26 protein-coding genes and 1 pseudogene are annotated in these 21,373 nt (G+C 32.4%); 7 read left to right on the top strand and 20 right to left on the bottom strand.

All coding sequences use genetic code 11. The annotated features are described in order from the left end of the window. Window positions 1–66: 66 nt before the first annotated feature. Genes D9V42_RS08995 through D9V42_RS08945 form a run of 11 tightly spaced genes read right to left on the bottom strand, consistent with a single transcriptional unit; the run spans window position 67 to window position 6,080 of the window. Window positions 67–1,395, bottom strand: a complete 1,329-nt coding sequence (locus tag D9V42_RS08995; RefSeq protein ID WP_122064542.1) for a DNA primase family protein — start codon at window positions 1,393–1,395, stop codon at window positions 67–69. A 14-nt stretch (window positions 1,396–1,409) separates the two neighbouring features. Further along, on the bottom strand, window positions 1,410–2,297 hold the full coding sequence (locus tag D9V42_RS08990) for a hypothetical protein (protein ID WP_122064540.1): 888 nt from the start codon (window positions 2,295–2,297) through the stop codon (window positions 1,410–1,412). Further along, window positions 2,287–2,487, bottom strand: coding sequence for a hypothetical protein (locus D9V42_RS08985; protein WP_122064538.1), 201 nt, complete (start codon window positions 2,485–2,487; stop codon window positions 2,287–2,289). Before D9V42_RS08985 ends, D9V42_RS08990 begins: the two co-directional genes overlap by 11 nt. 14 nt (window positions 2,488–2,501) lie before the next feature. Beyond that, window positions 2,502–2,903 carry a single-stranded DNA-binding protein gene (locus tag D9V42_RS08980; RefSeq protein ID WP_122064536.1) on the bottom strand — a complete coding sequence of 134 codons (402 nt, stop codon included), beginning with the start codon at window positions 2,901–2,903 and terminating at the stop codon, window positions 2,502–2,504. Beyond that, entirely contained in the window at window positions 2,903–3,526 is a 624-nt protein-coding gene (locus tag D9V42_RS08975) for a Sak single strand annealing protein (RefSeq protein ID WP_122064534.1), read from the bottom strand. The genes D9V42_RS08980 and D9V42_RS08975 overlap by 1 nt, the downstream gene beginning before the upstream one ends. Further along, window positions 3,523–3,744, bottom strand: coding sequence for a DUF2483 family protein (locus D9V42_RS08970; protein ID WP_122064532.1), 222 nt, complete (start codon window positions 3,742–3,744; stop codon window positions 3,523–3,525). Before D9V42_RS08970 ends, D9V42_RS08975 begins: the two co-directional genes overlap by 4 nt. Further along, on the bottom strand, window positions 3,744–4,952 hold the full coding sequence (locus D9V42_RS08965) for a helicase-related protein (RefSeq protein WP_122064530.1): 1,209 nt from the start codon (window positions 4,950–4,952) through the stop codon (window positions 3,744–3,746). Before D9V42_RS08965 ends, D9V42_RS08970 begins: the two co-directional genes overlap by 1 nt. Further along, on the bottom strand, window positions 4,949–5,311 hold the full coding sequence (locus D9V42_RS08960) for a PDDEXK family nuclease (RefSeq protein WP_158593186.1): 363 nt from the start codon (window positions 5,309–5,311) through the stop codon (window positions 4,949–4,951). The genes D9V42_RS08965 and D9V42_RS08960 overlap by 4 nt, the downstream gene beginning before the upstream one ends. A gap of 60 nt (window positions 5,312–5,371) precedes the next feature. Beyond that, window positions 5,372–5,551: a hypothetical protein gene (locus D9V42_RS08955; RefSeq protein ID WP_122064526.1), complete on the bottom strand. Its 180-nt coding sequence runs from the start codon at window positions 5,549–5,551 to the stop codon at window positions 5,372–5,374. Window positions 5,552–5,562: 11 nt separating this feature from the next. Continuing rightward, window positions 5,563–5,826 carry a helix-turn-helix domain-containing protein gene (locus D9V42_RS08950; protein ID WP_122064524.1) on the bottom strand — a complete coding sequence of 88 codons (264 nt, stop codon included), beginning with the start codon at window positions 5,824–5,826 and terminating at the stop codon, window positions 5,563–5,565. A 14-nt stretch (window positions 5,827–5,840) separates the two neighbouring features. Further along, entirely contained in the window at window positions 5,841–6,080 is a 240-nt protein-coding gene (locus D9V42_RS08945; protein ID WP_122064522.1) for a helix-turn-helix domain-containing protein, read from the bottom strand. 175 nt (window positions 6,081–6,255) lie between these two features. Here D9V42_RS08945 and D9V42_RS08940 point away from each other — a divergent pair, with 175 nt between their 5' ends. The 4 genes from D9V42_RS08940 (at window position 6,256) to D9V42_RS08925 (ending at window position 8,865) form a co-directional block, all read left to right on the top strand. Then, entirely contained in the window at window positions 6,256–6,597 is a 342-nt protein-coding gene (locus D9V42_RS08940) for a helix-turn-helix domain-containing protein (RefSeq protein WP_122064520.1), read from the top strand. Window positions 6,598–6,601: 4 nt separating this feature from the next. After that, a complete protein-coding gene (locus tag D9V42_RS08935) occupies window positions 6,602–7,066 on the top strand; it encodes an ImmA/IrrE family metallo-endopeptidase (RefSeq protein ID WP_122064518.1) in 465 nt (154 codons plus the stop codon). A gap of 13 nt (window positions 7,067–7,079) precedes the next feature. Next, on the top strand, window positions 7,080–7,577 hold the full coding sequence (locus D9V42_RS15460; protein ID WP_233665403.1) for a hypothetical protein: 498 nt from the start codon (window positions 7,080–7,082) through the stop codon (window positions 7,575–7,577). An 82-nt stretch (window positions 7,578–7,659) separates the two neighbouring features. Further along, complete coding sequence (locus tag D9V42_RS08925; RefSeq protein WP_122064516.1) at window positions 7,660–8,865, top strand: tyrosine-type recombinase/integrase; 1,206 nt, start codon at window positions 7,660–7,662, stop codon at window positions 8,863–8,865. 89 nt (window positions 8,866–8,954) lie between these two features. Here the strand turns inward: D9V42_RS08925 and priA are convergent, their stop codons facing one another. From priA to gmk, 4 genes are all read right to left on the bottom strand, one after another. Continuing rightward, a complete protein-coding gene (gene priA, locus D9V42_RS08920) occupies window positions 8,955–11,363 on the bottom strand; it encodes a primosomal protein N' (RefSeq protein ID WP_122064514.1) in 2,409 nt (802 codons plus the stop codon). 1 nt (window position 11,364) lies between these two features. Beyond that, window positions 11,365–12,573: a bifunctional phosphopantothenoylcysteine decarboxylase/phosphopantothenate--cysteine ligase CoaBC gene (gene coaBC / locus D9V42_RS08915; protein ID WP_122064512.1), complete on the bottom strand. Its 1,209-nt coding sequence runs from the start codon at window positions 12,571–12,573 to the stop codon at window positions 11,365–11,367. Window positions 12,574–13,029: 456 nt separating this feature from the next. Next, the gene (gene rpoZ / locus D9V42_RS08910) at window positions 13,030–13,242 is read right to left on the bottom strand and encodes a DNA-directed RNA polymerase subunit omega (RefSeq protein ID WP_029377521.1); all 213 of its coding nucleotides are present in this window, start codon (window positions 13,240–13,242) and stop codon (window positions 13,030–13,032) included. Continuing rightward, window positions 13,242–13,865, bottom strand: coding sequence for a guanylate kinase (gmk, locus tag D9V42_RS08905; RefSeq protein WP_017724241.1), 624 nt, complete (start codon window positions 13,863–13,865; stop codon window positions 13,242–13,244). Before gmk ends, rpoZ begins: the two co-directional genes overlap by 1 nt. 159 nt (window positions 13,866–14,024) lie before the next feature. Here gmk and D9V42_RS08900 point away from each other — a divergent pair, with 159 nt between their 5' ends. After that, the gene (locus D9V42_RS08900; protein WP_122064510.1) at window positions 14,025–15,722 is read left to right on the top strand and encodes an Rqc2 family fibronectin-binding protein; all 1,698 of its coding nucleotides are present in this window, start codon (window positions 14,025–14,027) and stop codon (window positions 15,720–15,722) included. A gap of 352 nt (window positions 15,723–16,074) precedes the next feature. Further along, window positions 16,075–16,232, top strand: a pseudogene (locus tag D9V42_RS15290) (IS5/IS1182 family transposase); the annotation flags it as partial. Window positions 16,233–16,256: 24 nt separating this feature from the next. On the opposite strand, the gene D9V42_RS08890 reads toward D9V42_RS15290, so the two are convergent. Next, complete coding sequence (locus D9V42_RS08890; protein ID WP_107555775.1) at window positions 16,257–16,664, bottom strand: VOC family protein; 408 nt, start codon at window positions 16,662–16,664, stop codon at window positions 16,257–16,259. Between the two features lie 149 nt (window positions 16,665–16,813). Then, entirely contained in the window at window positions 16,814–17,668 is an 855-nt protein-coding gene (locus D9V42_RS08885; protein WP_122064508.1) for a YitT family protein, read from the bottom strand. A gap of 822 nt (window positions 17,669–18,490) precedes the next feature. On the opposite strand from D9V42_RS08885, the gene D9V42_RS08880 reads away from it, so the two are divergent. Next, window positions 18,491–19,390, top strand: a complete 900-nt coding sequence (locus tag D9V42_RS08880) for an Mph(C) family macrolide 2'-phosphotransferase (RefSeq protein ID WP_122064506.1) — start codon at window positions 18,491–18,493, stop codon at window positions 19,388–19,390. A gap of 400 nt (window positions 19,391–19,790) precedes the next feature. Here D9V42_RS08880 and D9V42_RS08875 read toward each other — a convergent pair whose 3' ends face one another. The 3 genes from D9V42_RS08875 to pyrF are packed head-to-tail and all read right to left on the bottom strand — an operon-like array spanning window position 19,791 to window position 21,301. Further along, window positions 19,791–19,973: a hypothetical protein gene (locus D9V42_RS08875; RefSeq protein ID WP_122064504.1), complete on the bottom strand. Its 183-nt coding sequence runs from the start codon at window positions 19,971–19,973 to the stop codon at window positions 19,791–19,793. Between the two features lie 22 nt (window positions 19,974–19,995). Continuing rightward, complete coding sequence (gene pyrE / locus D9V42_RS08870; protein WP_122064502.1) at window positions 19,996–20,607, bottom strand: orotate phosphoribosyltransferase; 612 nt, start codon at window positions 20,605–20,607, stop codon at window positions 19,996–19,998. Window position 20,608: 1 nt separating this feature from the next. Further along, on the bottom strand, window positions 20,609–21,301 hold the full coding sequence (gene pyrF / locus D9V42_RS08865; RefSeq protein WP_122064500.1) for an orotidine-5'-phosphate decarboxylase: 693 nt from the start codon (window positions 21,299–21,301) through the stop codon (window positions 20,609–20,611). Window positions 21,302–21,373 lie beyond the last annotated feature (72 nt).

Raw genomic sequence — 21,373 nt, 5'->3', positions numbered from 1 at the left:
ACGCCGTCATATCAAGGTTTGTTATTTTCGTTTTTGGAAACCTTTTGGAAAGTTTTGGAAATAGAATTACTCAACTTTACTCTTTGATACAAAACACCACTGTGGGTATTCATAATTTTCTACTAATATTTTTCTATCTGTGTAATCTCTGTCGAATATTTTCTTTTTAAATTCTTTTCTAATTAGTGGATTTTTATATCCTTCAAAGTTTGACCAATCTCTGTAATCTTCGTAAGCATCAGTTATTCTAACGCCTTCTATTTCATAATTTTCTAAGAATGCTGCTAATGGATCATTGCTTTTTTTGAAATCTTCCATTTCACTTTGAACGACAGATGGTAAGAAAATGCCATTGTTCTTTAATACTTTTTGTAACCCTTGTAACGCAATGTTAAATAAATACGACTTGGCTTCTTCGGTCGTTACCTTTTCGGGAAGATGTGGGTCTTCTTTTGATGTACCTCTAATACGTGCATTGAATGGTACGATGATTAATCTGTCAAAGACACCATTACTATTCTCATACCAACGTGGAATGCCGTTTGCACTGAATACAAGTTTTGCATAGTTATTAAATGCAAACACGTCTTGTCCTTTGAATGCTGCAAGAACTGGTTCACCTGTTGATAACTTCTTAAAGTTTGATGCATCATCTACACTCTTAAGTGGTATGTCGTCTCCAGCGTTCAATAACTTATGGTGTAAAGAAGAAACATTAAATTGTTCAGTTAAAGCTTGGAGTGAGACGCTTGAAGTGTTTTCATTACCAACTAATGCCTGCATCATTCTTAAAAGTAATGACTTCCCATTTCCTCCACTACCTACAAAGAGAAATGACTTACCTAAAAAGTTTTGTTTGAATAATAAGTAACCAAATATTTGAGTGAACATTTCAACCACTTCGCTATCTTCATTACCGATTGTGAATAAAGTTTCTGTTACAATTTCTGACTTAGCTTCAGCATCATAATTAACATTAAAACAGGCTGTGAATATTAACTTCGGTGTGTGTGGTAACAATTGTTCATTTTTAATATCATAAACACCGTTCTTTAACGGAATGAGATATGGCGTTTCTTCTTCTTTTTCCGGCGCCATTGTTCTTAGGTACTCTAAAACTTCTGATTGCTGCACGCGTCTTAACTTAGGAATCTGAGTCACCATTACGCGTTTAATTAATCTTTCATCATCTAAATAGATACCATCGTTATATATGTGAAGGCGATTGTTTATATTTACTACATAAAATTTGCTCATAATATATTCGGCGAACTCATCATGATGGAATTTAGGTTGCTTATTATCTTCTTTTCTGAAGAATTTCTCTTCGTTTTCTTTTATGGTTTTATCTGTTAACTTTTCTGCAAAGTCATAAATGCTTGTGTCATCTTCCATAATATCCTCCTTCCTCACTTGATAGGGGTATATTGAATGCTATTGTTATTACAATGCGTTTTATATATACCGTTAAAATGATGTAATAATTTTTCCTCATTTAAAGGTGGATGGTTTTGTAAGTTCCACATAGCTAATAATTCATAGGCCACATCTCTACTAAATTTATTTATAAATAAACCTGCAATAGCTTCAGTAGCATGTGTACGCTGGCCATCACCGACACCTTGTAATAGTTGAATCCATTCATCATCTTCTTTGTTTCGTTTATATGTGCCATTCTTACGCATTGTCTCTTGCTGTTCCTCTATGCGTTTCGCATGTTCAACTAGTGGTTGTGGATCTAACAATTCTTCATCACGATAATATATTTTGTATTCTGTTCCATCACTACTTGTAGTAGGTAAATTCATTGCATGACACTGAGATAAACTTGCTGGGTCATAGAATACAATTGATTTACTATCTCCATACTTCTTCTTATCAAGTTCACTTTTCATCTTCAAGAATTTGAGAATGAACAACGTTACTTGTTTATAATGTTCTGATGCTATTTCTTGCTTAAATGGAATACATAATCTATACCGTTGTTCGCTTGCCTTGTGACTATGTGTTGGGTAAATGACATATGAAAATTGAAATCTATCACTTATAAATGTTGGAAAGTTTATTGTATTTGGTATATCATCTACATCAATTGTTATCATGCTTCTAGTTTTAGTTTGTTCATTGTTTCTATACGTGGCATAACCAGCCACCATTACACCTGCACTACCTTTTTCTGAATTCGATTTAACATTTGAAAGTGTATTAATTATTTCTGAGAAAGTTAGTTGATAATGTAATGGGTTGGCTACGTCACTATGGTTCTTAAAATATGTGATGGTATGTTTAACAGTCATCTGAATCAATCACTTTTGTATTACCAGTTTCGTCGAAAACTTTTTCGCAGTCATCACGTAAATCTACTATGTGCCATTTATCGAGATATACTTCTTCTGCTGTTTCTTCTGAAGGTAAGTAATCATAAATATCATCATATATCTGTATAATTTCATTTAATTTTTTAGTTACATAATCTTTATGAGTCATTTGATTCTCCTCCTTTAGAAAGGTAATTCACCTTGTAGGTCATCTGTACCATTAGCAAATGGGTTTGGCTTATTTTGCTTGCTCGATTGATTATTAGATTGTCCCTTGCGTTCAACGAATGTAACCTGATTAACTACTACATCAGTAGTAAATACTTTCTTACCGTCTTTTCCATCGAAACTACCTGTTTGAATAGAACCATTAATCCCCATTTTTTGACCTTTGCTAAAGTTATTAGCTATAATTTCTGCTGTTTTACCAAACGCTTTGCATGTTAAGAAATCTGTTTCATATTCGTCTGTTTGTTTGTTTTTAAAAGGACGTTGTATAGCTAGTCTAAAGTTTGCTACATTGTTGTTCTGTCCTTTAAGTTCTACATCTGCCACTAAGTTTCCTACGCCGTTAAATTGATTCATTATTTATCATCCTTTTCATTCTTTTTGTAATATTGAATTCCATTGTCTAAGCGAACAATCGCTTCTTCTGCATCTGTTGTTGATAGTTTGTTAGGTATATTCATTTTATTTTTCAGTTGTGATTCTGTGACTTTCATAAGTGGTGCTAATATCTTAACTTTTTCGTCTACTTCTTTAATTTCGGAATCACTAGCTGCTTCAAATGGTTGTTCTGGCATTACATCACCGTTGTAGATATATAAACCTAATCCATGTAATGCTGCTGCTTTAACGAAACACCGTTTATATGTTTTGTTAATTTGAAACATATCAGCTTGTTTGTATGGTACTGATTTATTTTTAAAATCTAATACTGGTAATGTTTCAGTTTCAGTCTGACCTTTTATTGTTATAGATACAGTCACACTATATCCCTCTGGAGTAGCTAAATAAGGGACAAAGTATTGTTCAGTTGTTATTTCTGGATGTGGATATTCGTGAACCTTTACTGTGTAATTAGGGTCTACTTTCTTTAATTCTTGATGAGCGTATGACCAAGAAAGGTAAGATAAACCGTTCTTTTTATCTACGTGATCGTTAACATTTAATTGATTCAATTGCTCAAATAATGATTGTTCACTCATTCATAATTCAACTCCTCATATTCAGTTGATTCTTTGACTATTTTTTTAACCGCTACGTGATAATCCATATTTATAGTCGCTTCTTCCATACCATTAAATTCTCTAGCACGTTGTCTGTTAGTTGAATAACTAACTTCCGGATTATTTTCAGTAGGTTTATTTGTGATATATATCGGTATATCTCTATGACGTATGAGATATGTTATTGTTTCTTTCATCACTTAACCTCCTCGAGTAAATATAATTTTTCGTCAAAATCTTGTTTTAGTTCTAAAGCTTTCCACACTTGTGTTTCAATAGTTCCTTTAGTTTTAAATTTGATAATCTCAACTCTGTCATGTCCGCCGTGTCTTATACAACGACCACGTGATTGCTGATATTGTGTGTAGCTATAAGTTGGACAGTAATATATAACTTGGCTAGCATACTTCAATTCGATAGCCGCACTACCAGCTTGAATTTGTACTAATGTGACACTGTTAGTTAAAGTTAATCGTTCTTCTTGTGTTGGTAATTCAAAAGTTTGACCACTAACTTCATAAATTTTCTTGTCTAATTTGTTTATCATTTGTAGTAAGTTATTTTTTTCTTTTGTGAATTGATAAAAGATAACTACATTGTCGTTTGTGCTTTCTAACAATTCTTTTGTATAATCAACTTTTGCTTTTTGGTTAGTTAGGTATCTCAATGTTGCAGCTAGTTTAGGTGGGCTATCCAAAATGACTTGCTCACCATCCACTTTAATAACTCTATCTTTCTCTGCTTTTGTGTATAAGGTAGACTTATTAAATTCAACAAAGCGTTCTGTTACCTGTGGTAAATCAACAAAGTATGATGTTTCTTTCATAGTTGATATGTTTTGCCATAACCTCTCTAATAAATATGTTTTTTGAAAATCTACAATTTGTTTGATTGATCTACCACCAAAATGTTTTGTTTCATATATCGCATGTTTTTTTAAAAACTCTGTTTTGTTCTTATAAAAATCAAAGATGATTAAATAATTCATGAACTTCTCCCAGTTTTCACCAGGAGTTGCAGATAACATTGAAAAGTTTGTAGATGCTTTGCATAGTTTTTGCGCTGCTTTACCTCTATTACTAGTTGGATTCATGAAATAATGAGCTTCATCTAGTATCACAAAGTAGTTTTTATAGTTTTGATATTCTTTAGCAAGCATTGATGATGCTATAATTTCATATTCGATTTCTATATTTTCGTGTTCTTCAACTTTTTTTATTTCGTAATCCCATTCATTACTTTTCTTTTTAGTTGGAGGGCAAACTATAAGTAACGGCTCATTATTTCTGTGTTTCAAGTAGTGGTAAATAGAAATTAATGATTTACCAGAGCTTGTACCTAGCGCAAAGAAATGAGAGGGTTTAGCTTCGTTCAACACTTTTTCTTGTGTTGAATATAAAATCATTGTTTAACTCCCATTTCGTTAGCCATATCAATAGCAGTTTGAATATTTTTCCATGCGCCCTCAGTGATTAATGTGTCGATAGTTTCAATTAAATCTTCTACATAAGAAACATCGTTAGCAACAATCGCTATCGTGCCATGTTGCTTTAATGAATCGATTTGGGCTATTTGAATCGGTTTAACTCTTCCGCCCTTTTCACGTTTAACTTCGATAAATAACGCAATTCCTCTATAGATTGAAAACAAGTCAGGTATGCCCACTGGAACGCCAGGACTTCCACCATGCGTTTTCATAACAAAAGCTCCGTTGTCCTCTAAGAATTTGCGTATTTTGTTCTCAACTTTTTTCTCTGGTCCCAATTGCAAACCTCCCAAGTATGTTATATACTTAATTTGTTAATTTTATTAAATCTTCGACTGTTAAGCGTTGGCGCGCTTAGCGGTCTTTTTTATTGCCTTAAAAAACTCTGGCCAGAACCAACAGTATGCTATGAAGAATGTTGCAAAGTAGATAACTGTTAAATGAGCGAAGTCGTTAGTAAATACTAATGAAAGCATCATTACTAAAACGCCTGTTAAAATTGCTAAAGCTACATTCATGCTATCCCTCCTTATAAATGTTTTTTGTGTCTAGTTTTCAAATATGCTACGAACTTTTCAATATCAATCAGACACATTGTTCCAGAGTAACTAATGTATAGATCTTCAATCCCTTGATTATCTTCGTCATAATCTCGCAAAATGTTATAAGTTGTAGATTGACTAAAATCAAAGAGTTTATGAATGTTAGTAGCTCTTGCGTATAACGGTCTGACAAACACCTCATTACCTGTTAAAGTATTTTCCTGCGTCGGTGGTATTATAACTTTGGGCATTTTGATCACTCCTATTAATTCAATTGTTTTCGTTTCATTTTTGAGACGTTATGATTAAAAAAATATTCATCCATGCTAATATCTAACACTTCACAAATTGCACTAGCCTCATCAATAGTAAAATTACTTTTATTCCGATTGATTTTTTGACTAAATCTAGCGGGGTTCATTCCTATCAAATCAGCAACTTCCTTGTGTCTAATACCTTCTCTTTCAAGCAACACTCTCAATGCTTTGTATCTCTGATGACTCATTATATAACCTCCTTTCGTCTCATTTATGAGATTACACCATGAATAATACACGCTAATTTTTTCGGTGTCAACAAATAAATTTCATTTTTGAGAAAAAAGTTTGTAAAAAGTGTTGCAAATTTGAGAACAAACTTATATAATAAGTTTGTAAAATACAAATCAAGGAGAAATTTATATGACAACTTTCGCAGAAAATTTATTCAAACTTAGAAAATCACACGACCTATCACTAAAAGAATTAAGTGACAGACTTAACAATAAATATGAATTGAAATTTTCTAAAGCATCTATTGATAGATGGGAAAAAGGAATTACAAGCCCATCAATGGATCACGCAAGTGCGTTAGCTGATTATTTTAATATTTCTCTTGATGAATTAAGTGGACGTAAAGACTTACACGTTGAACAACCACAAACAATGGCTGCACACTTAAATGGGGAATTACACAACGAAGAAGATATCAAATACATTATGGGGTTAATCGAGAGATTAAAACGCGAAGATAAAGGGGAATAATTTTATGTCGCAATATGAAAATTTGATGATAAAACACAATTATTTAGAAATTAAAGATACTCACAAATTACCTAAAGGGTACGATGGCTTTTACTCAGATGGTTTTGTACTTATTGATAAATCGTTACCTCAAAATAAGAGGTTGCAAATACTTGCCGAAGAAGTCGCCCACCATAAATTAACTTGGGGAGATATTACTGACCAATCAATATTCAATAACAGAAAATTCGAAGGATATGCTAGACGCCATGCAATGGAACAAATTATTCCACTGGGTGGTATAGTTGATGCATTTAAGCATAATTGCCATAACTTATACGAGATGGCTAATTTTTTTGAGGTTTCGGAAAGTTTTGTACAACAATGTATTGATAACTACAAAAAGAGGTATGGTTTATCCACACTTCATGATGGTTACTTAATCCATTTTGAACCATTACGTGTGTTTGAATATAAAAATATTAAATAAAGGAGAGTATTTAATGACTGAAAAATTAGGTTTTAGAGAAAGTATGACCGATGCAGAAATACAAGCATTGTTTAGAAAAAATCCAGATGCTAAAGATTTTTGGGAAAATCTAGAAATTGATACTAAAAAGGAACTAATTAAAATTTATAAATTAAATAAAAGAGAGTTTCATGAAAATATTCAAGTGAAAATGCAAGAAATAAATCCAGATTATCAAGACGAAAATTTAATTAAAGATAAAGAAGTTCTAGATAAATTTTTTGCTACGCAAGGTATTTATAATCCAAGTAGAACCACGACAGATGCCTTTACTAAGCAAAATATTATGGCTAACTTTGATAAATTTTATCATGCGTTAGGTGCATTCACTTTAAATATGGAAAAACAAGCAATGTATAACTATTATCAAACTCAGCAAAATCAAAACTTTATACAAATTGCTCAAAATGATAAATTAATCAAACAAAACGATGAAATTATTGAACTATTAAAACAAATAGCTAATAAGTAATTTCAGGGCACCCTACTGTGCCCTATATATTTTTTTACTTTTTAACCGAACATAAGTTCTAAAATAAAAGGAGAAATCAATTATGTGGACGGAACAATTCAAAGATAAGGAAGGTAAAATTAAATACCGCTTCTACGAGAAGTATAAGGACCCATATACAGACAAATGGCGCAGAGTTAGTGTTGTAATGAATAAAGATACTAAAGCTTCTCAGAAAGAGGCTATGTTTCAATTAGACGATAAAATAAACGCTAAGTTAGCTAATAATTACAATACTAAATTAGATAGACTAACAATTCATGATTTATTAGACGAATGGTTTGTATATCATAAAAAAACATCAGGTCTTAAGCTTACCACTTTGATTAATTTAGAAGTGAGGATTAGAAATATAAAAAAATATATAGATAAGTCAGTACTTGTAATAAAATTAGATTCAAAATACCTTCAAAACTTTATAAATGAGCTTTCTGAGAACTTTTCTGAAAATCAAATAAGACGTCAATTAAATGATCTAAAAAAAGCTTTAAATTACGCAACGAAATATTACAGTTATACAAACAAACATGTTTTAGATGATATTGATATACCTAAAAAAGCTAAAACACTTGAGGATATAAAAAAAGAAGAACAAAAAATGTATAACTATTTAGAAATGGAACAAGTACTACAAATACGAGATTTCATATTGAATAAAAAGCACTCAGATAAAAGGTTAAATTTTTTAGTTGCTAGTATAATAGAATTGCAAGCGTTAACAGGAATGAGGATTGGAGAACTTCAAGCCTTACAAGAAAATGATGTTGATTTTAAAAATAAAGTTATTCATATAAATGGAACGATACATTGGCTTAAATATGAAAACGGATATGGTTATAAAGATACAACAAAAACAAAGGGCTCAAAAAGACAAATTACAATAAATGAACGTTCTATAAATATTTTAAAGAAAGTTATATTAGAAAACAAAAAACTATTGCAATGGAATGATAGTTATATAAATCGAGGATTCATATTTACTACAAGAACTGGTAATCCCATGTATACCCATAAAATTAATAAGCAGTTAGCAGATGCTGCAGAATCATTAAAAATAAACAAAAAAGTCACATCGCATACTTTTAGACACACGCATATTAGTTTATTAGTAGAAATGAATGTTTCATTAAAAGCAATTATGAAAAGAGTTGGACATACAGATGAAAAAACTACTATTCAGATATACACTCATGTAACAGAAAAAATGGACAAACAGTTAACCGAGAAATTAGAAAACATCCCAAGTTAAACTATCTGCCCTTTTTCTGCCCTTAGTTAATTTTTAACAACCTAACAAATCCTTATAAACACTGGTATTAAGCCAATTATAGCAATATTTCACATCATCATTTGCGGATTTATATCAATCTTTAAGGATAATTTCTCTTTTAAGTATTGATCATGATAATAATCGTCTAAATATTTTAGTGCTTCATGTAATGCAGGTTCGCTTTTATATTTTACTAAAATTTGAAAACGGTATTCATTGTTGATACGAGATAAAGCTGCTGGTGATGGACCAAGTACTAATGCTTTATCCGTTAAATGTTGTAACAAAATTTTATGAATATGTTTCGATGCTTCCATAACTTTTTTCATCTCTTTATGAGCAATGGTAAAATTGATTAAAAAGAAATAAGGTGGATATTTACCCATTTTACGATAATTCATTTCCTTATTAAAAAAAGCTGTATAATCGTTAGCTTGAACATCTTTAATAGCATAATGTTCTGGATTATATGTCTGGATGATAACTTCCCCTTCTTTTTCATGTCTACCAGCTCGACCGGAAACTTGAGTTAATAACTGATACGTTCTTTCACTAGCTCTAAAATCAGGAAGATTCAACATAGTATCAGCATTTAAAACGCCTACTAATGTAATATTAGGAAAATCTAAACCTTTAGCAATCATTTGTGTACCAAGTAAAATATCTCCTTTACCTGCTCCAAAATCATCTAAAAGTTTTTCATGTGCGCCTTTTCTTGAAGTTGTATCCACATCCATACGTATAATACGAGCTTCCTGGAACGCTTCTTGTAATAACTCTTCGACGCGTTGCGTGCCTGTACCTACTTGCCTAATGTGCTCACTTTCACAGTTCGGGCATTTATTGGGAGGCACTTCTTGATGTCCACAGTAATGACATTTAAGTTGATCTGTTGATTTATGATAAGTAAGTGATATATCACAATTTGGACATTGTGGCACATGACCACAATCCCTACATAACATAAATGAAGCATATCCTCTTCGATTCAGGAATAACACGATTTGTTCGTTTTTATCTAATCTTTGTTGTATAGATTTGCGTAATTGCTCAGAAAACATCGAACGATTACCAGAGCTAAGTTCAGTTCTCATATCGACAATTTCAATTTCTGGCAATGCTTGTTGATTTACCCTATTGGGTAGAGATAACAATTCATAAACGCCTTTTTCTGCCCTTGCATATGTTTCAAGACTTGGTGTTGCACTCCCTAAAATTAATGGGCATTGATGATACTGACTGCGCCATTGGGCTATGTCTCTTGCCTGATACCTAGGGTAATCTTCTTGTTTGTATGAAGACTCATGTTCTTCATCAATTATAATCATCCCTAAGTTTTTAAAGGGCGCGAAAACACTTGACCTTGCACCTACGCTTACACTCGCTTTACCGTCTCTAATTTTCTGCCATTCATCATAGCGTTCACCCTTAGACAAACCAGAATGTAATACTGCTACTTCGTCACCGAATCTTCTTTTAAACCTTAAGACCATTTGAGGTGTCAAAGCAATTTCTGGTACTAACATCATCGCTTGTCTTCCTAATTTCAATACTTCTTCAATCGTTTGTAAATAAACCTCGGTCTTTCCTGATCCAGTGACACCATGAAGTAAATAAGTACGTTGTTGGTGCGCCTGAATACTTTCAAGTATAGATTTATAAGCTTCTTGTTGATCATCTGTGAGTTGTTGTTTTTGATCTTGTTCAAAAACACGTGTTTCAAAGGGATCGCGTTCCACAATGGCGTCATATTTTTCTACAAAACCTTTACGCATTAAAGTATCAATACTCGATTTAGAAAAGCCCATCTCTTCTAAATCTTTTAATAGTACCGTATGGTGACGTTCATCTAATAAATAAGCATAGAGATCGTACTGTTTTTTAGATTTTTCCAATGAACCTAAGATGCTATCATAGTCGAACCCCTCAATAATGCTAACGGCACGTTGCTTCTTTTTACTCACATTTTGAGATAAAAGTGTCACTTCAGATACTATACCTTGCTTGAGCAATGGTACTATCTGGCCTAAATCATCATTATACTGAGCTTCTTTATAAGGGTATTGGCCATCCTTATCGAACTTAACTAAAAGTGATTCAGGAACAGCGTCAGCATCTACAATTGAAAAAACTTTTGTATATTTTGCCTTTATAGCACTTGGCAACATTACTTCTAACATTGAAATTCGTTTAGTAACGAAGTAATTATTATACCATTCAGTTAATTGGATTAGTTCTTCTGTTAATTCTGGTTTGATATCTTGTATTTCTTTAATTTCTTTTAATTTTGCGATATCTATATTGCCATCAGGTTGCTCAGTGACTTGCATAACATAACCTTGAATGGTTCTTGGCCCAAATGGAACAATAACTCGCATACCAACCTGAACCATTGACTGTAATCTCGTAGGAATTATATAGTCGAATGTAAAGTCAACGCTCTTGGAAGGTATATCAACAATTACCTTAGCTATCATATTATTGCCACCTTGTTTCTAAACTATTCAGTATGTGCTCCGCTAATTCGACTTTTTTATGTTTTCCTAACGCTACCGTATCACCTGTTTTATAGTACATTGTGTAGTCATTATCATCTGAACTAAAACCAATGGTTCTATCGCCTACATTGTTTGCAATGACTACATCAGCATTTTTATTTTTTAGTTTCTTTTGAGCATATTCTGCTATATTTTGTGTTTCTGCTGCAAATCCTACTAAAAATTGATGTGTTTTATGCTCACCTAAATGCTTTAAAATATCAGGGGTACGTTTAAATGAAACTGACAGTGTACCTTCTTGTTTTTTCAATTTATGTTCAAGTGTATCTACAGGCGCATAGTCTGATACTGCTGCTGCTTTAAACACAATGTCTTGATTTTCGAAACGTGCTTTTACTGCATGGAACATGTCCTCTGCACTTTGAACTTGAACTACTTCTACATTTGCTGGCGGTGTTAAATGAGTTGGTCCTGTAACAAGTGTAACTATAGCACCGCGTTTTGTAAGTGATTCTGCTAACGCATAACCGATTTTACCTGAAGCGCGATTAGATAAATAACGCACAGGATCTAGTTCTTCGACTGTAGGGCCAGCAGTAATCAGCGCACGTTTGCCTTCAAAGCGGCTATTTTTATAAATCGGATTTTGCGTCGCTTCATTAAAATATTGATTCAATCGCTCTACGATTTGTAACGGTTCTTCCATTCTACCTTTTGCAACATAACCACATGCCAAAAAGCCTTCACCCGGTTCTAGGAAATAGTAACCATCTGAACTCAAAGTCGCTAAATTTTGTTGAGTTCTACGATTTTCATACATATGCACATTCATAGCTGGCGCAATGAACTTTGGTGTCTCAGTAGCTAATAATGTAGAAGTCACCATGTCATCAGCAATGCCATTAGCTAATTTTGCAATTGTATTTGCAGTAGCTGGAGCAACAACAATGGCATCAGCCCAATCTCCTAGCGCAACATGTTGTATTTCCTCTGGATTCTGTTCTTTAAAAGTACTTGTATAAACTGGATTTCTACCAATTGCTTGAAACGCTAGTGGTGTAACAAACTCTTGCGCATGATCAGTAAGCATTACTCTTACATCATAATTTGCTTGTGTTAATTTACTAGTTAAATCGATCGCTTTATATGCCGCAATACCACCTGTAACAGCGAGTAATATTCGTTTCATATTATTGTCATTCTCCTTCAAATGAATTAAATATGACTTTTTAAGTCAACATTTTATGTGAAAGCCCAAATTTAAATTTAATGTTTAAGCTTTTAAGAATACTTTAATTACTCATCATTATACACAAATTAATAACTAAATTAAAAAGAGTGAGACGGAAATCTTATTTTCCCAGAATAATTTCGTTACCACACCTGTAAAAGGATGAATCATAGTTAAAAAGTTTTACTTGAAAATAGCAGTTTAAACTAATACTCAAGTATAAGTGCCGCTAGCTCGATAATTAGATAGAGGCTACGCACTAAATCTCTTGCACAAGAAAATTAGCAGTGCTTTATTTAGCGTTTCGGCCTTATCATTAAAAAACCTGAGACATTTGTTAATGTCTCAGGCTCACTTTAAAATTCCACTTTCAAAATGCATATGTTCTATACTCGTATCTCAAGTCTGTTATTTTTAGAAAGATTTTAGGAATAGTTCGTCAGGAAAAACTTCACCGTCAGCAATTTCTTCTAAAGCTTTACCTACAGGTTTTTTTGAAATATATTTATTTAATAATGCAGTTTCAGGTTTTTCATCCAATTCACGTGCACGTTTTGCAGCAGTAGTTGCTACTAAGTATTTTGAGTTTATTTTATCTGTTAATTGGTTTAATGGTGGTTGTAACATTATTTTTTTGCCTCCAGTATCATTTTTCTATATTTTGCTTCAATACGTTCCCTCTTCAAGTGTTCAGCTTCTACTATTGATTGAATACGTTGTTTCGCTAAATCTACTTCATCATTAACAACAACATAGTCGTACAAGTTCATCATTTCAACTTCTCGACGCGCTTCATGCACTCGGCTTTGAATCTTCTCACTGGATTCTGTTCCACGACCTACAAGTCGTTCACGCAAATGATCTAAACTTGGTGGCGCAAGAAAAATAAATAGTGCATCTGGGAATTTTTTGCGCACTTGTTTAGCACCTTCTACTTCAATTTCTAAAAACACATCATTGCCTTGATCCATTGTGTCTTTAACGTATTGTACAGGTGTACCATAATAATTCCCAACAAACTCAGCATATTCTATAAATTGATCTTGTTTAATCAATTCTTCAAATTCTGATTTTGCTTTGAAGAAATAATCAACACCATCGACTTCACCTTCACGCTTATCACGTGTTGTCATCGAAATAGAATACTTATAAGATGTGGACGGATCATCAAATATTTTTTTTCTAACTGTACCTTTTCCAACGCCAGAAGGTCCAGATAGTACAATCAACAAACCTTTCTCATTTTCCATGACTTACTACCTCTCTAAACTGTTCTACTATTATTAGACAATGATACCACAATCTCTAATTAGTTGTATAGCATAGCAAAGGACAAACTTTGACCATGAAGATTTCTTATTGCCATGTTACAATATGATGAATGACTAAAAATAAGGTGGCTGATAGTAATGGCATATGATGGTTTATTCACTAGAAAAATAGTGGAATCTCTTCAATTTCTAGTAGATGGAAGAATTCATAAAATAAATCAACCCGAAAACGACACGATGTTAGTCGTTATTCGACAAAATCGTAAAAATCATCAGCTTCTACTTTCTATCCATCCTAGTTTTACTAGAATGCATTTAACAAATAAAAAATATGATAATCCATTTGACCCACCAATGTTTGCCCGTGTTTTTCGTAAACACATCGAAGGTGGTATTGTTAAAGCAGTAAGACAAATTGGTAATGATAGACGTGTAGAAATAGATGTTCAAAGTAAGGACGAAATCGGTGATACAATTTACCGTACAATCATTTTAGAAATTATGGGCAAACACAGTAATTTAATATTAGTAGATGACAATCGTAAAATTATTGAAGGGTTTAAGCATTTAACACCAAATACTAATCAATATCGTACAGTTATGCCTGGCTTTCAATATGAAGCACCTCCAACTCAAAATAAAATTAATCCTTTTGAAATTTCTGGTGCTGAAGCGTTAAAATATATCGATTTTAATAGTGGAAAAATTGCGAGACAATTGCTCAATCATTTCGAAGGTTTTAGCCCGCTGATAACAAATGAGATTGCAAACCGTAGACAATTTATGACGACACAAACTTTACCGGAAGCTTTTGATGAAGTACTCGAGGAAATTCAAGGTGAGCCCACACCTGTTTTCCATAAAAATCATGAATCTGGAAAAGAAGATTTCTATTTCATGAAATTAGACCAGTTCTATGATGACATAGTACTTTACGACTCACTTCATGATTTATTAGATCGCTATTATGATGCGCGTGGAGAAAGAGAACGTGTTAAACAGCGTGCCAACGACTTAGTAAAATTTGTTCAACAACAACTTCACAAGTCTCAAAATAAATTAAGTAAGTTAATAGATGAACGTGAAGGTACCAAAGAAAAAGAGCAGCAACAATTATTTGGCGAACTTATAACTGCTAATATCTATCGTATTAAGCAGGGAGATGAATCACTTACTGCGCTTAATTATTATAATGGCGAAGAAGTGACGATACCACTTAATCCTACAAAATCACCTGCTGTTAACGCACAAAATTATTATAAAAAATATAATAAATTAAAAACGCGTGAACACGAATTACAACATCAAATTCAATTAACTAAAGAAAATATTACGTACTTTGAAAGTATCGAACAACAACTTACACATATTTCTGTCGATGAAATTGATGATATTCGTGACGAGTTAGCTGATCAAGGATTTATGAAGCAGCGTAAACAAAGCAAGAAGAAAAAGAAACAAACAATGCAAATCCAAGCATATACATCTACAGATGGCGATACAATCTTGGTTGGTAAAAACAATAAACAAAACGATTATTTAACTAATAAACAAGCTAAAAAACATCATCTTTGGTTCCACACTAAAGATATCCCTGGTTCACACGTTGTCATTCTAAGCGATGATCCAAGTGAAGAAACAATTAAAGAAGCTGCAATGTTATCAGCATACTTTTCAAAAGCTGGTAGTTCTGCACAAGTACCAGTTGATTACACTGAAATCAAACATGTTCACAAACCTTCAGGTGCTAAACCTGGTTTCGTAACATACGACAATCAAAAAACACTTTACGCTACCCCAGATTATGATCACATTCAACAATTAAAAGATAAATAGCATAATGGGTCTGGGACATAAATACCCATTCTCAAAATAAAGGACTAATCCGTTTTAAAAAAACGGATTAGTCCCAGACTGTCGACAAAGTCTCCGACTTTGTTGGCAGTTTTTTTGTGCACGCTTTCCAAGGGCACTGCCTTAGCCTGTAGTCTTCGGCTAGCGCTCTTCCCGCAGGAGTCGGCACGTTACAAAATCGTTAAAAATTATGTGTTTTAGTAAAAAATAAGGCCCTTGCGATTAATTTAATAAACACTGCTAAACTAAATTAACGAGGCACCTTTTATATAAAGATGATAATACGATTCAATTTACACTATCAATGGAAACTTCAGTTCTCACTCTCACAACACAAATGATGTGGCTATCACAAAATCAAACACCTTCTTATAAGACGATTAATCATTTTAAAGTAAATCTTAAAGTAGATGCCCTATCAAAATCTTTATTTATTTTCACAGTCAGTGTCTGAAACAAAATCTTAAAAATGATAAGACTATTTTTATAGAATCACTGATTCACTTATGTTTATGATTATTTATTTTCTGGCAGTGCCAATTGGAAATTCACACCAAATTTATCTTGTATCCACGCAAATTCTCTAAAAGGTGGCATTTCTGTTTTAGGCATTAAAATTGCACCGCCACTTTTCAATTTATTAAATAATCTTTCCATTTCAATTGGGTTATCCACAGTTACATATAAAGACATTGCTGGATTCATTTCAATATCTACGCCATTCATGTTGTCAATTGCCATAAACACTTGATCTTTCAATCTAAAAATTGCATGTTGCACTGCCCCAGTGGGCTCATTATCACTTTCACTATAACGGACCAATGCTAATATTTCAGCATCTTCAAAAGTATTTACATATAAATTTATTGCTTCTTCTGCGTTACCGTTAAACATTAAAAAAGTTGTGATTTTTGGTATTGCCATTATTTTACCCCCTATATACTTCTTATCATTAGCATAAAGGATATTTCATAAAAAATCGACAAAGCAAAACAAAAATCAAAAGATTAAATATGCTTTTATAGTCATATCAATAACATAATTCACTAGCGTATCTTAAAAAATATTATCATTTAAGATAAGTTGATAAAGCCATTTCCTAGCACATCCCGTACATCGTGAATAACTAAAAAGGCATTTTCATCTTCTTCATTTACTAATTTTTTTACTCTTGTTACTTGTGATTGAGGAACAACGACATATAACATACTCGTTTCATGCTTACCGTAACCACCTTTACCATTTAATAAAGTAGAGCCTCTACCCGTAAAACTATTAATTCTGTCACTGATGACTTCATTTTTACTAGAAATAACTGTAACTGCTTTTTTAGGATTAAATCCTTCAATTATAAATGAAGTCGCTCTTTCTGTAACAAATAGCATTATGATAGTAAATAGCACATTTATAAGTGGTAACACAAAAAGAAAAGATAGTACGACTAAACCATCTAATACGAAAATAGCTTGGGCTGTTTTTATATCTAAATATTTATTTAACATTTTTGCGATTACAGATGTTCCACCAATGACACCGCCTGCAGCAATAACTAATCCAATACCAACACCGACTAAAACACCACCGAATGTTGCATTTATAACAAAATTATCTATTCCTGTATTAAAGTTTTTAGTTAAATCTAAAAAGATAGAGATAGCTGTATTCGCTATAAATGTATAAACTGCAGTACGTGTACTTAAAAACCTCCAACCAACAATAATAACAATTGTGTTAATAATCAATGATGTAAGTGCAGGTGACCACCCAAACGCATATTTTAATGCGAGCGATATACCGACTGTTCCACCGTCACCTAAATTAGATCCTAATATAAAGCAATTGACCGCTAGAGCACTTACAAACGCCCCTAATATACAAATGATAATATTTTTTGTGTGATCTTTTAACAACTGTTCCAACATTTTCATATAAGTCCCCCTCTTTTAAAATAACTTTTCATAAATAACAACGTGTTTTATAAATTAATTTAAAATGATTGTGCATCAATCTTCAAAAATTATCTTTTATATTGTAAGGCCAAATGTACCACAACCCATAAAGCCTTACTACCTTTAATCGCACACAACTTTTATAATATCATTTAAAGCATTACACCTTAATGACTATTATTGTTATACTTTATTTATCACCATAACGCTTTTACTTTTTACGTTTCACAGTTAAAATATAAATAAAATTGCTGGAGGTATTTTCATGTCTTATTATATTATTCCATTACTTATAGCTGCCTTAGTAATATTAGTGGGCTATATTATTATTAAAATAATGATACGCTAGTTTTAAAATTAAAATGTGAGTTTTAATTAGCTCATTTATTTTAACAACATAAATCAATGCCTCCGTTTAAAATAATGGAGGGTTCTGAACACAAGTAAACCCTATGCCTTAATTTGTATAGGGTTTATTTTTGATATAACTTAAAAGTTGTACCTTAATTTATGTTGAATGATTTTTTAAAGTATTATAATAAAGTAAATAGCATTTATCCATTTTTATAAAGTATGTGATAATAAGATTCTTCACCAAAACTATGTACAATGAATTTAATATCTTTAGTAGATTATATAATGCCAGAAAGTACAATCATTTATAATATAAGAACATAAATCATTTCATACTTTTATATACCAAACTCGTGTAGTCAGTTATCGTTTGCAGATTACGTTAATTTATACCAAGAAGAAAATACGTTTATAAGAAAAATATAATAAAAATAAGGAGACAATAAAATGACTCAACATAATGAAATTATTAAATGTGCAGAAAGACATCAATTACACATCCAACCTAGAACGATTTCATTGAATGAATCAGGCCTTGATTTCCAAGTTGCATTTGGAAAAGATGAACATGGTATAGAATGGGTTTTAAGACTACCGAGAAGACCTGACGTTTATAAACGAACAAAAGCCGAAAAACAAATGGTAGACTTTTTACAGAATAATGTTTCATTTGAAATACCGAAGTGGAAAGTACATGCAAAAGATCTTATTGCTTACCCAAAACTTACAGGTAAACCTGCAGCCACTATAGACCCAGAAATACAAAATTATATCTGGGAAATTGAACACAAACCAGTACCAGAAAACTTTATTAATACATTAGCCGAAACACTGGTAGATTTACACAATATACCAGAAGAAAACATTACCGCAGAGCATATAAAAGTTAAAACTATACAAGAAATTAAAAATGACTTTCAAAGAAGAATGAATAAAGTTAAAGAAACTTATGGCGTAGCAAATGAATTATGGCACAGATGGAAACAATGGCTAGGAAACGACGAACTATGGCCTCGACATACGGCTATCATACATGGAGACTTGCATCCAGGTCATATAATGGTTGATAACCAAGCAAATGTCACGGGCCTTATAGACTGGACTGAAGCAACTCACTCTGACCCATCAATGGACTTTATGGGACACCATCGTGTATTCGGGGAAGAAGGATTAGATCAACTTATAACTGCATACGGTAAAGCTGGTGGTGAAATATGGCCACGAATGAAAGAACATATATTAGAACTTAATGCAGTATTTCCAATGTTTATTGCTGAGTTTGCTATGAAATCAGGAGAAGCAGCATTTGAGAAAATGGCATTGAAAGCGTTAGGTATAGAGGAATAAGAGTTTTAAAATAAGACATATAATTTTATTAAAAATTCAAGCATAGATTGCATAAGTTGTCTCAACGTTGTAAAAGTAATGTAATCGATAATTATCAGAAGTTCATTCACATAAAAACACTGGGCGCAAACTAGATCTTAAGTCATTGCCCGAAGAAAACTTATAAAAAACTGTCGATATTTTGAACCCTTGATTCTGTTAAAAGGGATTTTTCCATGTACTATTTAGTTATTACTATTTAAAGTAGAACTATTATGATGGTTTGTCGTGTATAAACAAGAATGAGACAGAAATTTAATTATTAAAAATTAAATTTCTGTCTCATTCTTTTTATTTCTAAATGCTCAAATATGATGTTAAACCACATTAAAGCGATATAGAAGTCACATTGAGTTCGTTACTATATGTGTCCTTTTTGTTTAATAGTTGATTTAGATTTTTTATAAATATTTTCTTCAGCTGTTTGCATTGAACCGACTTTGTCATAGACTGCATTATCTTGATGTCTATAATCTTGCTCTTTTTTTAAAAATTTGTTTAAGTGTGCGAAATGATTATAAGCTTCTTTCGGGTCATTTGCCATAACATCCCCTCCACTTAGTATATTATGATAAGTTGTCTCTCCAATCAACTAATCTACTAATATCATTGTCAGAAATTTCTCCATTTTCTTTCGCGACTTCTATAAGTTCATTATAATCGCTTAAAGTGTAAAATGGTACTCCAACGTTTTGAAACACTTCATCAGCTTTTTTTAGACCATAAGTAAATATAGCAACCACACCGATAACCTCTGCGCCTGCTTCTCTAAGCGCATTAACAGCAGTAATTGATGAACCACCAGTAGAAATTAAATCTTCTATAACTACAACTTTTTTACCTTGACTTAATGCACCCTCAATTTGGTTTTGCTTACCATGACTTTTACTTTTTGAACGTACATAATTCATCGGTAAATTAAGTACTTCAGATACATAAGCCGCATGCGGAATACCTGCAGTTGCAGTACCAGAAAGTATTTCAACATCTTCAAAATTTGTTTTAATCAATTCACTTAAACCATCTCTAATGTCGCGTCTTACATCTGGATAACCAAGCGTTACGCGATTATCACAATAAATAGGAGATTTAATTCCTGAACTCCACGTAAATGGATCGTTTGGAGATAATGAAACTGCTTTAATATCTAATAATGATTTTGCAATTGCTTTTGCCATTTTACTTCAACCAACTTTCTTTAATTTTATGATAACTTTCGACTGGATTACTACTTTTAGTAATTGGGCGACCTACGACAATATGTGTCGCTCCCATTTCTTTAGCATCTTCAGGTGTTGTTACTCTTTGTTGATCATCTTTTGTCGATTCTAATGGTCTGATACCTGGCGTTACTTTTAAAAACGCTTCTCCTAGTTCACGTTTGAGCAATTCTGCTTCAAGTGGTGAACATACTACACCATCCAATCCAGATGATTGTGCCAACTGGGCATAATTAAGTACCGCGTCTTCAATCGAGCTTTGAATATTTTGTTCATCTCTCAACATTCTTTCAGTTGTAGAAGTCAGCTGTGTTACTGCTATCAGTTTAATGTCAGGGTTATGCTTTTTAAGTCCTGCTAAAGCACTATTCATCATTTCAGTTCCACCGGCAGCATGCACATTTACTAAATCAACATTCAATTTACTTAATCCTTCCATCGCTTTTCCAACAGTGTTTGGAATATCATGCAATTTTAAATCTAAAAAAATATCATGACCACGATCTTTAATCGATGATATCAATTGTGGACCAGTTTGATAAAAAAGTTCCATACCAACTTTTACAAATAATGGTTCTTCAAATCGATCTAAGAATGCATCTACCGCTTCCACAGAATCAAAGTCTAATGCAATAATAGGTAAGTTTCTCATTTTATTTACACCCCAACACTTTAAATTTCTTTATTTACTTATTTAAAAGGTAAAATAGTAATTTATTCAAAC

Origin of the sequence: Staphylococcus pseudoxylosus, from assembly GCF_003697915.1 — a bacterium.
GTDB lineage: Bacteria > Bacillota > Bacilli > Staphylococcales > Staphylococcaceae > Staphylococcus > Staphylococcus pseudoxylosus.
This window is presented reverse-complemented; position numbering and strand designations above follow the sequence as displayed.

What these genes read in the sequence shown, in the direction of transcription:
- D9V42_RS08995 (WP_122064542.1), bottom strand. Translation starts at nt 1,395, where the DNA reads ATGGAAGATGACACAAGCATTTATGACTTTGCAGAAAAGTTAACAGAT.
- D9V42_RS08990 (WP_122064540.1), bottom strand. Translation starts at nt 2,297, where the DNA reads ATGACTGTTAAACATACCATCACATATTTTAAGAACCATAGTGACGTA.
- D9V42_RS08985 (WP_122064538.1), bottom strand. Translation starts at nt 2,487, where the DNA reads ATGACTCATAAAGATTATGTAACTAAAAAATTAAATGAAATTATACAG.
- D9V42_RS08980 (WP_122064536.1), bottom strand. Translation starts at nt 2,903, where the DNA reads ATGAATCAATTTAACGGCGTAGGAAACTTAGTGGCAGATGTAGAACTT.
- D9V42_RS08975 (WP_122064534.1), bottom strand. Translation starts at nt 3,526, where the DNA reads ATGAGTGAACAATCATTATTTGAGCAATTGAATCAATTAAATGTTAAC.
- D9V42_RS08970 (WP_122064532.1), bottom strand. Translation starts at nt 3,744, where the DNA reads ATGAAAGAAACAATAACATATCTCATACGTCATAGAGATATACCGATA.
- D9V42_RS08965 (WP_122064530.1), bottom strand. Translation starts at nt 4,952, where the DNA reads ATGATTTTATATTCAACACAAGAAAAAGTGTTGAACGAAGCTAAACCC.
- D9V42_RS08955 (WP_122064526.1), bottom strand. Translation starts at nt 5,551, where the DNA reads ATGAATGTAGCTTTAGCAATTTTAACAGGCGTTTTAGTAATGATGCTT.
- D9V42_RS08950 (WP_122064524.1), bottom strand. Translation starts at nt 5,826, where the DNA reads ATGCCCAAAGTTATAATACCACCGACGCAGGAAAATACTTTAACAGGT.
- D9V42_RS08945 (WP_122064522.1), bottom strand. Translation starts at nt 6,080, where the DNA reads ATGAGTCATCAGAGATACAAAGCATTGAGAGTGTTGCTTGAAAGAGAA.
- D9V42_RS08940 (WP_122064520.1), top strand. Translation starts at nt 6,256, where the DNA reads ATGACAACTTTCGCAGAAAATTTATTCAAACTTAGAAAATCACACGAC.
- D9V42_RS08935 (WP_122064518.1), top strand. Translation starts at nt 6,602, where the DNA reads ATGTCGCAATATGAAAATTTGATGATAAAACACAATTATTTAGAAATT.
- D9V42_RS15460 (WP_233665403.1), top strand. Translation starts at nt 7,080, where the DNA reads ATGACTGAAAAATTAGGTTTTAGAGAAAGTATGACCGATGCAGAAATA.
- D9V42_RS08925 (WP_122064516.1), top strand. Translation starts at nt 7,660, where the DNA reads ATGTGGACGGAACAATTCAAAGATAAGGAAGGTAAAATTAAATACCGC.
- priA (WP_122064514.1), bottom strand. Translation starts at nt 11,363, where the DNA reads ATGATAGCTAAGGTAATTGTTGATATACCTTCCAAGAGCGTTGACTTT.
- coaBC (WP_122064512.1), bottom strand. Translation starts at nt 12,573, where the DNA reads ATGAAACGAATATTACTCGCTGTTACAGGTGGTATTGCGGCATATAAA.
- rpoZ (WP_029377521.1), bottom strand. Translation starts at nt 13,242, where the DNA reads ATGTTACAACCACCATTAAACCAATTAACAGATAAAATAAACTCAAAA.
- gmk (WP_017724241.1), bottom strand. Translation starts at nt 13,865, where the DNA reads ATGGAAAATGAGAAAGGTTTGTTGATTGTACTATCTGGACCTTCTGGC.
- D9V42_RS08900 (WP_122064510.1), top strand. Translation starts at nt 14,025, where the DNA reads ATGGCATATGATGGTTTATTCACTAGAAAAATAGTGGAATCTCTTCAA.
- D9V42_RS08890 (WP_107555775.1), bottom strand. Translation starts at nt 16,664, where the DNA reads ATGGCAATACCAAAAATCACAACTTTTTTAATGTTTAACGGTAACGCA.
- D9V42_RS08885 (WP_122064508.1), bottom strand. Translation starts at nt 17,668, where the DNA reads ATGAAAATGTTGGAACAGTTGTTAAAAGATCACACAAAAAATATTATC.
- D9V42_RS08880 (WP_122064506.1), top strand. Translation starts at nt 18,491, where the DNA reads ATGACTCAACATAATGAAATTATTAAATGTGCAGAAAGACATCAATTA.
- D9V42_RS08875 (WP_122064504.1), bottom strand. Translation starts at nt 19,973, where the DNA reads ATGGCAAATGACCCGAAAGAAGCTTATAATCATTTCGCACACTTAAAC.
- pyrE (WP_122064502.1), bottom strand. Translation starts at nt 20,607, where the DNA reads ATGGCAAAAGCAATTGCAAAATCATTATTAGATATTAAAGCAGTTTCA.
- pyrF (WP_122064500.1), bottom strand. Translation starts at nt 21,301, where the DNA reads ATGAGAAACTTACCTATTATTGCATTAGACTTTGATTCTGTGGAAGCG.